The sequence below is a fragment of the Paraburkholderia dipogonis genome, assembly GCF_046027395.1.
Lineage (GTDB): Bacteria > Pseudomonadota > Gammaproteobacteria > Burkholderiales > Burkholderiaceae > Paraburkholderia > Paraburkholderia dipogonis_A.
Map to the genome: position 1 here is coordinate 1 of NZ_JAQQEG010000132.1, position 475 is coordinate 475.

Sequence of the window (475 nt, forward strand, 5' to 3'; positions counted from 1 at the left end):
TCCGCTCACTTCCCGCATCGCTGCGTATGAAGCTTCAAGCGGCGTCAGGCCCGAGGCAATGTTCCGCTCCACGTTCTCAACCACCACAATTGCATCGTCGACCACAATCCCGATGGCGAGAACCATGCCGAACAGTGACAGCGCATTGATGGTGAAGCCGAACGCCAGCATCAACGAGAAGGTGCCCACAATCGAGACGGGCACTGCGAGCAACGGAATCAGCGACGCACGCCAGGTCTGCAGGAAGACAATGACGACGATAACGACAAGGACGATAGCTTCAAAGAGCGTGTGGACAACGGCGTCGATACTTTCCCGGACAAATTGCGTCGGGTCGTAGACGATCTTCGCTTCGACACCTTCAGGCATGTCCTTCTGCAACTCTGCCGTGATTCGGCGAACATCGGTCGAAATCTGCAACGAGTTTGCGTTGGGCTGCTGGAAGATAATGAGTTGCACGCCGGGCTTGCCGTCA

Annotated in this window: 1 protein-coding gene; it reads right to left on the reverse strand. The window is 56.4% G+C overall.

Annotated features, from left to right (window positions below; all coding sequences use genetic code 11):
- Nucleotides 1-475, reverse strand: a 475-nt coding sequence (locus PQR32_RS42175; protein ID WP_408241824.1) for an efflux RND transporter permease subunit, incomplete at both ends; no start/stop codon positions are given.